Below are 12,353 nucleotides of genomic sequence, written 5' to 3' on the forward strand. Positions count from 1 at the left end.
AGCTTTAGGTTATTCCTTTAATCTGTCTAAAAGCAATTGTCCTTGCTCCCATGCACCAATATTGGAGTAGGAGTTGATGTGGCCTAGTGTGCCCACGTTTACAAATTCACTTCCCCACAAATCTGCCAGGTATTTAGCCCTTTCTATGGTTAAATAATCATCATCAGAACTGGCCACCAACATAGATCTGAAAGGCAGTTTATACTTCGGGAAAGGAGCAAAGTCGAGTACTTCCTTTAGGGTAACGTTTATTTCTACTTCTGGCGGGGCTACCAAGAACGCGCCTTTAATGGGAGCTTTATACTTTTGTGCCCAATGCGCTACTGTAAGGCATCCCAAACTGTGGGCCACAAATATAATTTCTTTGTCTTGCACACTAGAAATTACACGCTGTAATTCTTCTACCCAGTCTTTGCAAACAGGATTATCCCAGTTGGTTTGTTGTACACGGATGCTGGTGGGGTCGTTGTTTTGCCATATGCTTTGCCAGTGTTCCGGACCTGAATTCCCTAAACCAGGTACATGTATTACCTGTGCATTTCTCATAAGTTGTGGTTTATACTTTAGATTGGCCCGACCGATTTAGACCAGGTTGGTTATACTTATTGCTTTGATGCCAGCAAGTATAAAACAGCCATGCGTATGGCTACACCGTTCTCTACCTGGTTAAGTATGATGGAATGATGTGAGTCTGCGGCATCGGAACTTAATTCTACGCCACGGTTTATGGGGCCAGGGTGCATTAATACGATTTCCTTATCCAGGCTATCCAGCAGCTTTTTGTCGATGCCATAGTATAAAGTATACTCGCGCAGCGATGGGAAATACTTCATCTGCTGTCGTTCCAGTTGTATGCGCAGTACGTTCGCCACGTCGCACCAGGCAAGGGCCTTGCGCACATCAAGCTCTACCTTTACGCCTAGCTCTTTAATGTGCTTTGGCAGGAGCGTTATCGGTCCGCAAACCATCACTTCGGCACCAAGCTTTTGTAAGGCAAATATATTTGAAAGGGCTACCCTCGAGTGCAGGATGTCTCCAATGATCACCACTTTTTTACCGGCTACATCACCTAGTCTTTCTCTAATAGAAAAAGTATCTAGTAAAGCTTGTGTAGGGTGCTCGTGGGTGCCGTCGCCGGCGTTTACAATATTGGCGTTAATGTGGCGGCTAAGAAAGTGAGGAGCTCCGGGGCTGGAGTGGCGCATCACAATCATATCCACCTTCATAGCCAGGATATTGTTTACTGTGTCCAGTAGGGTTTCACCCTTCTTTACGGAGCTACTGCTGCTGCTGAAGTTGATTACATCGGCAGACAGCCTTTTCTCTGCCAGCTCAAAAGAGAGCCGTGTGCGGGTGGAGTTCTCGAAAAAAACGTTGGCAATGGTAATGTCGCGAAGCGAAGGCACTTTTTTGATTGGCCTGTTAAGCACGTCTTTAAAATTGTCGGCAGTCTCGAAGATAAGTTGAATATCCTGCGGAGTAATGTCTTTGATGCCTAAAAGGTGCCTAACGCTAAGCTCTTGCATGGGTGAGAAATCTATTCGTCGGTTTTAGTAATCAGCCAGATATTGTCTTCCGGTGTTTCCTGCCCCTGCCACTCTACCAGTACCCGCTGGCTTCGCAGGGAGTTTACGTGGCGGCCCACATAGGTGGGTTGTATGGGCAGATGGCGCGTGTACAGCCTGTCTATCAGCACGAGCAGTTCCACGTTGGCAGGGCGGCCATAAGCGATCATGGCATCCATGGCAGCCCTTACAGAGCGGCCCGTGTATAGCACATCATCTACCAGTATCACTTTTTTACCCTCAATCAGGAAATCTATTTTGGTAGCGTTTGCTGTGAGGGGGGAGTCGCGGCGGCGAAAATCGTCGCGGTGAAACGTGGTGTCGAGGTATCCGGTAGGTATCTGTTTGCCAAGTATAGATGCCAGTGTTTGCTGAATGCGCTGGGCTACAAAAATGCCGCGTGGTTGCAGGCCAAGTATAACTGAGTCAGAAAAGTCGCCGTGGTTTTCGATAAGCTGGTGACAAAGGCGCATCACCATTATCTCGAGCAATTGGTGGTTTACGATGAGTCTTTTCTGCATGGCCGGAAGTCTTGCTTGCAAATATAGAGAGTTTAGATTAATTGTTGGGTTGTTAACTTGCTTAATTGTTAAATTGTTGAAGGCTGGTTCCTGACTGGCTGCTGAGATGTTGCGATTTGCTATTACAGATGCAGCTGCAGCCGCTGGAGAAGGTGCTTTCTAAATCTTCCCTGGTTCTTCCTTGGCGCAAATCATAAACGTAGCACCCTTGTAATGTATCATCAAGAGGAGGCTTTGGATTGTTTAGAACTAAGATTTATACTTTAAGTTGCGCTGTTGAATTGTAAACAAGACGCAAGATATTACGTCTCTACATTTCCTAACAACTAAAATCTTACAGCCAAAACACAATCAGAAACTTATCTTATTCAGGTAGAATATTGTGCGGGGTTCATCGCCGGATGCTTTGATTCGCTGGAAGCCAGAGGCTACAAAGTTATTGTTATACCACTTGATGATTCTGGGATCTTCGGTAAGTTGTACTTTTTCATCCTCTGAGTAAGTCTTAATTTCTAATTTATACTCTTTATCATCAAACCTGTCTTCTTGCATAGTATGGTAGATGACATCACCTTCATCGGGATAAGCCATTATAATACGGCCATCCTGAGCTCTTGCTACCTCAACGGCATGTACCAAGTCCATGGTTACCACATCCTTTATCGGGAAAGTATTGTCCCAGATCAGGTTTCCGTCTTTATCAAAAAACATCGCAACAATATGTGTGCGCTTATAGCCCTCCGTTTGTTGTCCGAAGCTTTGCCTGCGCTCCAGGGGTAGTTGCGTATAATTGTTGCGGTACTGCGGGTAGTATATTTCGCCGGCCAACACATAGCCGGTTGGTGTTGTAATAAGATCATGCAGTAGTATACGGAAGCGGTACAGAGGCTCTTTACCGGCTAGCTGCCGCTCTTTTTCACGGGCGCGTGTACGCTCTTCTCGCCGGGGCTTCATGTACTTTAAGAAATTCTTTAGCTGTAGCACACTGTAAAAATTGCCGCTACCGTAGGCAGCTGTTACAGGTTTGGTAAAAAAACCGGCAATGTAACGCAGATCGCGGGTGCCGTAAGTACCTAGTAGCATTTTTTGAGCACTATCGCCGGGTGTTATCTCTGCATTAAGCAGGCTTTTATCTTCTTGTTGTAGTATAAACCTATTGCGTATAAGCTCACCTTTGGCATCAAAGCTTTTTACCTGCAGTCGCGATACCCGGCCATTAGACTCGCTTAGCACCACATCAAGCTGCTTATTTTCGTGGTCGGCCAGCATATCTGAGAAGGTGGACTCTTCACCATAGACAGCTGGCAACTGGCGAGGCTTATCTTCGGTTGGGTCAAGGTACAGCAGTAGCGGCTTAAAGCTTAACCGATTGCGGCCAATCAAAAAATAATTGCCCTGTAGCACATTAAATTCATGGATTGCGTCTACATCTTTTAGCTCATACTTCTTAACTTCTGTGCTTCCGTTTAAGAGGTTCGTTTTTGTGAATACATACTCCTCCGGGTTGTCCCCGGTAAAAACAGCGTAAGTATAAGGGGCTTCGGTGTAATGGCGGATATACTCGTAGCGGGGTGGGATGTCAACAGTTTTACTCCAAACCTTTTCCAGCTTGTGGTTATACTTTGTAAAATAGAAGTCTGCTTTGGTGCTCCAGATGTTACCGGTTTTGTGATATACTAGCAAGCTGCTATCGGGTAGGGCAATTACTTCTACGCTGGTCTCGGTTCTGTTAAAAGGGAGCTCCAGTCGCACAGGCTGTGTAGGCTCCTGTGCAAAAACTACTTCCGTGCAAAATAGCAGGAAAAGAAATAAAAGACTTTGTACTTTAGCCATAGTAGGGTATTTGTGCTATGCAGTACCGGGAAAGTATAAATGGCGCCTGACACTATGTACTTGTTTTAGGCGCCATTCGTTGTAATTTGCCTGTATTTTATGCCCCTACAGCTGTGCGCAATTAGTTTCCCAGCGCCAGCAGTACGTCAAACTCTTCAGGCTTTAGCGGCATCACCGATAGGCGCGACTGACGGAGCAGGGCAATGTTCTCCAACCGATTGTCCTTTTTAATTTGCTCCAGTGTTACCGGGTCTTTAAAATCGCGGAACGGGACAAGGTCTACTACTACCCAATTGCCTTCCTTGGCGGTAGGATCTGGGTAAGCGGCTTTATCTACTTTGGCAATACCCACAATTGCTTTCTCTGATACGCTATGGTAAAACAATACCATATCGCCGGGTTGCATTTGCTGCATGTTGTTGCGTGCCTGGTAGTTGCGTACGCCATCCCACATTGTTCTGCCGTCTTTTACGAGGTCGGCCCACGCGTAAGTTTCTGGTTCTGATTTTACAAGCCAGTAGTGCATTTGTTGTAAAAGTGTATGTAAATTAAAGTTAAAAACTAGATCAATGTGCCAGTAAGTGACTAATGCTTTTGCCTGGCTGCGTTTGCTTTATTGCGCTTACGGCGTTTCCGTACCAGGTCGTTTGCGATTGTTGCTAACAGCATACCGCTTATTATGCCTCCCCAAAAAAGATGAAGTATGCCTGTTAGCATAAGAACTAAAACAAGTACCTGTAGTGCGGCCTTAAAGAATGTCTTTTGGTCATCAGATAAAGTAGCGTAACGGCTCAATAACCCAGACTTTAAAGATTCTTTAGTAAAGTAATGTTTCGAGAATTTTTTAACCTCTACCTCAAACTGCATAAACAGCACCCCAAGCACAATACCCCCGAAGAAGCTGATGAGTAAATCGGCCATTGCAAGCACCATGTACAACAGAAGCAGCAGTATGGCTGTTCTGGTACGGGCCGATTTAGAAAGCTTCTCGTAGTTAAGCATTAAGCTGTCATTTTATCTGAAGTATGGTTACAGGCTAATCATTTGTGTAGCAGCTTTTAGATGCTGGAGTTAAAGAGAAGGTGCGGCTTTACAAAGTATAAACTTAGTTGGTCGACTTCCTGATCTTTAGTACATCATCTTTAAGCGATACGATCTCTATAGTGTATTTTTGTACAGGTTGTCCATTGCCATCAAACTGCACGTGTATTTTGTCTTTATCTTCCTGTTTCCACTTGCCTAAGTGTTCTTCTAGGCCATCGGTAGGGGCGATGTCATACTGTTTTAATACTCCGCCCTCTTCCAGTGCAAAACCTGTTCTTCCGCGCGACGGCGGGAAATCGTACGTGTTTGGGCGGTATACTGTAATGTCGCCTTCGTCCTCCTCAAAAGAATGTAGCCATACTTTACCTATCAGTTCGGTTTCTATGGTGTTCTTTTTACACGTGTTTGCCAGAAAAAGCAGGCACAGCAGGCATAACAGCGATGCGTATTTCATATTATTTCAGCAGTTTTCCATTGCCAAGATAATCATTTCTGCTTTTATATAGAAGCAAACGAATATAAATGCAGCCGTAGCGTGTTCGGGTGGTTTTTCTATCTTTGTAAGTATACGCGACAGAGCCTTGGAAAATAAGAAGATCATAAGATTATTTAAGCTTGCAGCCGAGTTGATGGAGCTGCACGATGAGAACCCATTTAAAGTGCGTTCTTACGTTAACGCAGTAGCTACCCTCGAGCTGGTAGAAGATCCGCTGGAGGGGATGAGCCAGAGCCAGTTGGAAAGTATACAGGGAGTGGGCAAGGGCATTGCAGCTAAAATTACAGAAATAAACGCCACCGGTTCGTTCGAAGAGCTAGACCAGATGCTGGCTGCCACGCCGCCGGGAGTGGTGGAGATGCTGCGCATTAAAGGTATTGGCCCCAAAAAAGTGCGCAACCTCTGGAAGGAGCTTGGCACAGAAACAGTGGAAGAGCTGCTGGACGCCTGTGAGCAGGACAAAGTGAGCAAGCTAAAAGGCTTTGGCGCCAAAACCCAGGAAAACATAAAACAGGCGCTGCTCTTTACGCAGCAAAACAGGGGCAAACTGCTCTATGCCGAAGCAGAAGCAGGTGCCAATGAGTTGCTGCAAAGTATAAAAAGTGCCCTGCCAGAGGCGCAGGTAAGTATAGCCGGTGAGATCCGCCGCCGCCTGGAGATCGTTACCCGCCTGCAGTTTATACTTGCTACTAATACACCGGTTACAGCGCACCAGGCATTGGATACAGTTGCTGAGTTGGAGAAGGACGCGAGAGCATCTGGCCCTTTTGCATGGCGTGGTACCTATACTTTAAATGGACTGGATGTAGAAATAAAGCTGGTGCCGGAAGAGCGCTTTGCCAACGAACTGCTGCTATGCTCGTCGAGCACAGAACACTTATCGCAGCCGTTTACCAGCAGCACAAACCTGCTAACTGTAGTGCGTGAGCAAGGCTATACTTCGGAGGCTGATATCTACAAATCGGCGGGTATGGCCTACGTGGAGCCAGAGCTGCGCGAAGGTACAAATGAGTTGCAACTTGCCCTGGAGAATAAGCTTCCAAAGCTGCTGGAGCTATCTGATCTGAAAGGCATTCTGCACAACCACAGCACGTACTCGGATGGTGCGCATACGCTGGAGCAGATGGCTACTTTTTGCCGCGACATGGGCTACCAATATTTGGGTATTTCCGACCACAGCAAAACGGCATCGTATGCCGGTGGTTTGCGCGAAGGCGATGTGCTGCGCCAGCAAAAAGAGATCGACGAGCTGAACAAAAAGCTTCCTCCGTTCAAGATCTTCAAAGGTATTGAATCTGATATCCTGGGCGATGGCTCACTGGACTATGATAAGGATATTCTGCAGACTTTTGACTTTATAGTTGCCAGTATCCACAGCAGCCTGAACATGGACGAGAAAAAGGCTACAGCACGCCTGATCACCGCCATTGAGAACCCCTACACTACTATGCTGGGTCACCCGACTGGCCGCCTGCTGCTTCGCCGGGAAGGCTATCCGATCAATCATAAAATGGTGATAGATGCCTGCGCGGCGAATAATGTTATCATCGAGATAAACTCGAACCCCTGGCGCCTCGACCTGGACTGGCGCCACGTGCAGTATGCACTGGAGAAGGGCGTAATGCTAAGTATAAACCCGGATGCCCACCACACCAGCGGCTACGACGATATGAAGTATGGCGTGCTGGTTGGCAGAAAAGGCGGCCTTACGAAGGAGATGACCTTTAATGCGAAGCCAGTAGAGGAGGTGGAGAAGTATTTCGCAGCCAGAAAGGAGAAGATAAAGTAGCAGTGAAGATTCTTATACTTCGTTTCTCCTCTATAGGGGATATTGTATTGACTACGCCTGTGGTGCGCTGCATAAAAGAGCAGGTGCCTGAGGCGGAGGTGCATTACTGTACCAAAAAAGCATTCCAGGGTATACTTGCCAATAACCCGTATGTAGACAAAGTGCATGTGCTGGGCGAGAAACTCGGAGATTTGGTGCAGGAGCTAAAGGCGGAGAACTTTGACTATGTAGTAGACCTGCACAACAACCTGCGCACGCGGGTAATTAAGGCAAGATTAGGCAAACCGAGCCGCAGCTTTAACAAACTGAATTACGAGAAATGGCTGATGGTGAATTTCAAGATAAACCGTTTGCCTGATGTGCATATTGTACAGCGTTATTTAGAAGCAGCAGCGCCTCTAGGCGTAAAAGACGATGGCAAAGGACTTGACTACTTTATACCTGCCCAGGATGAAGTGGATGTACAAACCTTACCGGAGGGCTTTCAGGATGGCTATATTGCTTTTGCCATCGGAGCACAACACTATACCAAACGATTGCCTGTAGATAGAATTATTGAACTGTGTGAGCAACTGCAAAAGCCAATTATACTTTTGGGAGGCAAAGAGGACTTTGACACTGGAGACACAGTAGCCGAAATCCTGCGGGCAACTAACTTCGATGAAGCTTTAAAAGTGTATAACGCCTGTGGCAAGTATAACTTGAACGGCTCGGCCTCTTTGGTGCGACAGGCTACCCAAGTGGTAAGCCACGACACCGGCCTCATGCACATTGCCGCTGCCTTTCAGAAGGATGTTATCAGCATTTGGGGTAACACCATTCCAGAGTTTGGGATGTACCCTTATCGTACAAAGTATAAAGTGCTGGAAGTGCAGGGCCTCAGCTGCCGCCCTTGCTCTAAAATTGGCTATAAGAAGTGCCCGAAGGGGCATTTTAAATGTATGCGTGATATTTCATTTGAGAACTTAGAGGTGTAACTATGGCAAAGCATAATCTTACCTGGCAAGCCATTGATGCGCAATTTCTAGAGGCTATACTTTTAGCAACCGGTGGCGAGGGTGGTGCGCCATTGCAGGAAGTGCTGTTGATGGCCGATGCAGTGGATGGTACTGTTTATACTTTAAAAGAAGTAGAGGAGGCGTTGGAAAAGCTGGTTGCGGCAAGTCTTGTGCAGATCCAGAAAAATAAACTGGCATTAACACCTGCCTTCCTGGAAGCTTTTGAAAGCATAGCTGACTCTGAAGTTACAAGTGAGGCTATACTTGATCAACTAAATGCTTACACGCTTACCGAGCAAAGTATAAATGAAGCCAGAGAAGTGCTAAAGAAGTATAAACTGAAAATTTACTACCAACAATACCAGGAGCAGTATGGCTAAGTAGCCGACATCATGTGGCGCAAGTCTTAAGCGCAGCGTGACTTGTGACATGTAATGTGGAAAGTCTTCAGACTTCCTTAAGTTATACTTAACATCTTGACAACCATAAAGCAGAACAGCCACTGAAGTATAATCAGCGGCTGTTCTGTTTTGACGGAGCATCATCTCCCAATTATTACATCTTCAAAGCTTAAGAGATCTTCTCAAACCCTAAGTATGGGTGCAGCACCTTTGGCATGTTAATGCCATCTGGCGTCTGGTTATTCTCCAGGATAGCGGCTACAATACGTGGCAGGGCAAGCGCACTACCATTTAGTGTGTGCAGCAACTGCGTTTTGCCAGACTCTGTTTTATAGCGTAGTTTCAGACGGTTGGCCTGATAGGTTTCAAAGTTAGAGGCTGAGCTTACTTCTAACCAGCGGCCCTGGGCAGTAGAGTATACTTCCATGTCGTAGGTAAGGGCAGAGGTAAAGCTCATGTCGCCGCCGCAAAGGCGCAGCACGCGGTAAGGCAACTCCAGTTTCTGTAACAGGCCCTGTATGTATGTACTCATTTCCTCCAGCGCCTCGTAAGACTTCTCAGGAGTAGTTATCTGCACGATCTCTACTTTGTCAAACTGGTGCAAGCGGTTCAGGCCACGCACATCGGCACCCCACGAACCTGCCTCACGACGGAAACAAGGCGTGTGACCGGTATTCTTAATCGGCAGCTGCTCCGTAGGCACAATCACATCGCGGTAAATGTTCGTGATAGGCACTTCAGCCGTCGGGATCAGGTAATAATTATCTTCTGTGGCATGATACATCTGGCCGTCTTTGTCTGGCAATTGGCCAGTGCCGTAACCAGATGCCTCGTTTACCAGAATAGGAGGCTGTATTTCTACATAACCTGCTTTCATGGCTTCGTCCAGAAAGAAGTTGATCAAGGCACGCTGTAAACGAGCTCCCTGCTTTTTGTATACAGGAAAACCAGCGCCTGTTATTTTGTTGCCCAGCTCAAAGTCGATGATATCATACTTCTGAATTAGCTCCCAGTGCGGCTGCGCTCCCTCATGCAATTGAGGAATTTCGCCGTGTTGTAGAACTACTTCGTTGTCTTCTGCTGTTCTACCAACAGGAACACTTTCGTGCGGAAGGTTAGGTAGCTTATAAAGTGCCTGCTGAATTTCCTCCTCAAGAGCAGATTGCTCCTCAGACAGGGCTTTAGTTTTTTGTTTTAATTCGGAAGTCTCTGTTTTGTACGCTTCTGCTTTGTCGCGCTCCCCGTTCTTCATCAGCACCCCAATTTCCTTAGATAGCGAGTTGGCTCTGCTCTGAAGTTCATCATGCTCGTTCTGCACCTGGCGTCGGCGCTGATCAAGCTCCAGTAAAGCGGCAACCTCCTCGGCCGCGTTTTTGTAGTTTTTCTTGCTCAAACCGGCAATCACCTGTTCGGTTTGCTCTCTTAAAACTGTTAGCTGTAGCATAGTTGGTGTTGTGTATACCTACAAAAATATACTTTTTTGAGTAGTTTGAGGCATTTACGAAATCTTTTAGGTTAATTATGAAACTTTTTTCTTAAAAAACTCCGTAATATTTGTTAATTACCCGGCATTGCAATAACATTGCACTGCAATTTTTAAAGTAGGTTCTATTCTGAGCCTCAACAAACTCTTTCGCAACCTATTCTATTTCCTAGTTTAAATTTATAATCTCTCGCTGCGTTCGCCCATGCAAACCTAGCAAGTTAAGTTAACTACCATACCACTATTTATGTACAACATTGAAGAATTGAAAGATAGGCTTCTTTCAGAACTCAAGGAAATTGCTGAAGATCTGGGCGTCAAAAATTTTAAAAAGCTTAGTAAGCAAGACCTTATCTATAAAATTCTGGATCAGCAAGCCATTACCCCTCCCGAGAAAATAGCCAAAAAGTACAAATCTCCTGCCCGTACTACCGAAATTGAAGCCACTGAGGCTGATGAAAACACAACTGAAGAAGTAGAAGAAGCACTTGTTGAGGCTGAGCCTGCCCGGGCAGAGCGAAGAGCCCCACGCGAGCAGGTAAATCGCAGGGAGAATGCTTCTCAGACTTTTGTACAGGCACCAGTTCCTGTAAAAGACCATGGTCCGCAGGACCAGCCACGTGAGCCGCGCGAGCGCATTAACCGCCGAGAAAATCGCAACGAAGGCCGCGAGCAAAGAAATGATAATCGTGCTGAGCAACGTGAAAACCGATCAGACACACGAAACGAGCAGCGTGAGAACCGCAACGAGAACAGGGAAACCCGTCCGGAGCGTAACGAGAATCGCAACGATAACCGCGAGCAGCGCAACGACAACCGCAACGAGCAGCGCGAAAACCGTGGAGATAGAAACGAAAACCGTAACGACAACCGCAACGATAACAACCAACGGCGTAACACCCAGCAGCAAGTAAGCAGCAGTAACTTTAAAGAGTTTGACGGAATAATCCTAAACGAAGGTGTGTTGGAGCTGATGCAGGATGGGTATGGTTTCCTTCGTTCTACGCACTACAACTATCTGGCTTCTCCGGATGATATCTATGTGTCGCCTTCGCAGATCAAGCTTTTTGGTCTTAAGACAGGTGATACGGTAAAAGGCCAGATTCGCCCTCCGAAAGAAGGCGAAAAGTATTTTGCCCTGCTTAAGGTTGAAACTGTAAACGGACGTACCACCGAAGAAATTCGTGACCGTATTCCTTTCCAGCACCTTACGCCGCTTTTCCCGGAAGAGCGTTTAAAACTGACAACACGCCCAAGCCAGATGTCTACCCGTATTCTGGACCTTTTTGCCCCTATCGGTAAAGGCCAGCGTGGTATGATTGTGGCGCAGCCGAAAACAGGTAAAACCGTGTTGCTTAAGGAGATTGCCAACGCTATCTCTGAAAACCACCCGGAAGTATACCTGATGATCCTTCTGATTGACGAACGTCCAGAAGAGGTAACAGATATGGCACGCAGCGTTAAAGCAGAGGTAATTGCCTCTACGTTTGACGAAACTGCAGAGCGCCACGTAAAAGTATCAAGTATCGTATTGGATAAGGCCAAGCGTATGGTAGAGTGCGGCCACGATGTGGTTATACTCCTTGATTCGATTACACGTCTTGCACGTGCCTATAACACTGTAGTTCCGTCGTCTGGTAAAATCTTATCTGGTGGTGTGGATGCGAACGCGCTGCACAAGCCGAAGCGTTTCTTCGGTGCTGCCCGTAACGTAGAAAACGGTGGTTCCCTAACGATCATCGCTACTGCGCTTATCGACACTGGCTCTAAGATGGACGAGGTTATCTTTGAAGAATTTAAAGGTACAGGTAACATGGAGCTTCAGCTGGATCGTAAGCTTGCCAACAAGCGTATTTACCCAGCTATCGACGTGCCTGCATCTGGTACTCGTCGCGAGGACCTGTTGATGGACAAAGACGAACTGAACCGCGTTTGGATTCTGCGTAAGTTTATGTCGGATATGAATTCTGTAGAGGCTATGGAGTTCTTGAAAGACAGAATGAAAGGCACGAAGAGCAACGAGGAGTTCCTGATTTCGATGAACGGCTAAGCGTAAGCTTTAGCTTAAAGTATAAAAGCTGCCTGCTGGGTTATATGCCCGGCAGGCGCTTTTGTTTTGAACCGGTGATTAAGGATATTTATTTGATTATAGGGAATATCTAGTAGTTCCGGGTCCAACCACCCCTGCCCCTCCTTATCCAAGGAGGGGAGCTTTTACTTACT

The 12,353-nt window shown here is 46.6% G+C and carries 12 protein-coding genes; 4 read left to right on the top strand and 8 right to left on the bottom strand.

Translation table 11 applies throughout. The features are described 5' to 3' along the window. Window positions 1–9 precede the first annotated feature (9 nt). From H8S84_RS09655 to H8S84_RS09685, 7 genes are all read right to left on the bottom strand, one after another. A complete protein-coding gene (locus H8S84_RS09655) occupies window positions 10–546 on the bottom strand; it encodes an RBBP9/YdeN family alpha/beta hydrolase (protein WP_187067107.1) in 537 nt (178 codons plus the stop codon). Window positions 547–602: 56 nt separating this feature from the next. Beyond that, a complete protein-coding gene (locus tag H8S84_RS09660; protein ID WP_187067108.1) occupies window positions 603–1,526 on the bottom strand; it encodes an aspartate carbamoyltransferase catalytic subunit in 924 nt (307 codons plus the stop codon). Between the two features lie 11 nt (window positions 1,527–1,537). Further along, window positions 1,538–2,086 (bottom strand): bifunctional pyr operon transcriptional regulator/uracil phosphoribosyltransferase PyrR, encoded by a 549-nt coding sequence (gene pyrR / locus H8S84_RS09665; protein WP_187067375.1) that lies wholly within the window; start codon window positions 2,084–2,086, stop codon window positions 1,538–1,540. A 351-nt stretch (window positions 2,087–2,437) separates the two neighbouring features. After that, window positions 2,438–3,919, bottom strand: coding sequence for a hypothetical protein (locus tag H8S84_RS09670; RefSeq protein ID WP_187067109.1), 1,482 nt, complete (start codon window positions 3,917–3,919; stop codon window positions 2,438–2,440). Window positions 3,920–4,040: 121 nt separating this feature from the next. Then, window positions 4,041–4,445, bottom strand: a complete 405-nt coding sequence (locus tag H8S84_RS09675; RefSeq protein ID WP_187067110.1) for an EVE domain-containing protein — start codon at window positions 4,443–4,445, stop codon at window positions 4,041–4,043. A 59-nt stretch (window positions 4,446–4,504) separates the two neighbouring features. Continuing rightward, a complete protein-coding gene (locus tag H8S84_RS09680) occupies window positions 4,505–4,921 on the bottom strand; it encodes a hypothetical protein (protein WP_187067111.1) in 417 nt (138 codons plus the stop codon). Window positions 4,922–5,024: 103 nt separating this feature from the next. Further along, window positions 5,025–5,417: a hypothetical protein gene (locus H8S84_RS09685; protein WP_187067112.1), complete on the bottom strand. Its 393-nt coding sequence runs from the start codon at window positions 5,415–5,417 to the stop codon at window positions 5,025–5,027. A gap of 127 nt (window positions 5,418–5,544) precedes the next feature. Here H8S84_RS09685 and polX point away from each other — a divergent pair, with 127 nt between their 5' ends. From polX to H8S84_RS09700, 3 genes are read left to right on the top strand one after another with little or no spacing between them, the layout of a single operon-like run. Continuing rightward, the gene (gene polX / locus H8S84_RS09690) at window positions 5,545–7,248 is read left to right on the top strand and encodes a DNA polymerase/3'-5' exonuclease PolX (protein WP_187067113.1); all 1,704 of its coding nucleotides are present in this window, start codon (window positions 5,545–5,547) and stop codon (window positions 7,246–7,248) included. Window positions 7,249–7,250: 2 nt separating this feature from the next. Beyond that, window positions 7,251–8,225, top strand: a complete 975-nt coding sequence (locus tag H8S84_RS09695; RefSeq protein ID WP_187067114.1) for a glycosyltransferase family 9 protein — start codon at window positions 7,251–7,253, stop codon at window positions 8,223–8,225. A gap of 2 nt (window positions 8,226–8,227) precedes the next feature. Beyond that, window positions 8,228–8,626: a hypothetical protein gene (locus H8S84_RS09700; RefSeq protein ID WP_187067115.1), complete on the top strand. Its 399-nt coding sequence runs from the start codon at window positions 8,228–8,230 to the stop codon at window positions 8,624–8,626. Window positions 8,627–8,816: 190 nt separating this feature from the next. On the opposite strand, the gene serS is transcribed toward H8S84_RS09700, so the two are convergent. Next, window positions 8,817–10,091, bottom strand: a complete 1,275-nt coding sequence (gene serS, locus H8S84_RS09705) for a serine--tRNA ligase (protein WP_187067116.1) — start codon at window positions 10,089–10,091, stop codon at window positions 8,817–8,819. A 286-nt stretch (window positions 10,092–10,377) separates the two neighbouring features. On the opposite strand from serS, the gene rho reads away from it, so the two are divergent. After that, a complete protein-coding gene (gene rho, locus H8S84_RS09710; protein WP_187067117.1) occupies window positions 10,378–12,180 on the top strand; it encodes a transcription termination factor Rho in 1,803 nt (600 codons plus the stop codon). Window positions 12,181–12,353 lie beyond the last annotated feature (173 nt).

The organism is Pontibacter cellulosilyticus (assembly GCF_014306105.1).
Lineage (GTDB): Bacteria > Bacteroidota > Bacteroidia > Cytophagales > Hymenobacteraceae > Pontibacter > Pontibacter cellulosilyticus.

Coding starts and splice junctions, on each gene's coding strand:
- H8S84_RS09655 (WP_187067107.1), bottom strand. CDS start 546: ATGAGAAATGCACAGGTAATACATGTACCTGGTTTAGGGAATTCAGGT.
- H8S84_RS09660 (WP_187067108.1), bottom strand. CDS start 1,526: ATGCAAGAGCTTAGCGTTAGGCACCTTTTAGGCATCAAAGACATTACT.
- pyrR (WP_187067375.1), bottom strand. CDS start 2,086: ATGCAGAAAAGACTCATCGTAAACCACCAATTGCTCGAGATAATGGTG.
- H8S84_RS09670 (WP_187067109.1), bottom strand. CDS start 3,919: ATGGCTAAAGTACAAAGTCTTTTATTTCTTTTCCTGCTATTTTGCACG.
- H8S84_RS09675 (WP_187067110.1), bottom strand. CDS start 4,445: ATGCACTACTGGCTTGTAAAATCAGAACCAGAAACTTACGCGTGGGCC.
- H8S84_RS09680 (WP_187067111.1), bottom strand. CDS start 4,921: ATGCTTAACTACGAGAAGCTTTCTAAATCGGCCCGTACCAGAACAGCC.
- H8S84_RS09685 (WP_187067112.1), bottom strand. CDS start 5,417: ATGAAATACGCATCGCTGTTATGCCTGCTGTGCCTGCTTTTTCTGGCA.
- H8S84_RS09700 (WP_187067115.1), top strand. CDS start 8,228: ATGGCAAAGCATAATCTTACCTGGCAAGCCATTGATGCGCAATTTCTA.
- serS (WP_187067116.1), bottom strand. CDS start 10,091: ATGCTACAGCTAACAGTTTTAAGAGAGCAAACCGAACAGGTGATTGCC.
- rho (WP_187067117.1), top strand. CDS start 10,378: ATGTACAACATTGAAGAATTGAAAGATAGGCTTCTTTCAGAACTCAAG.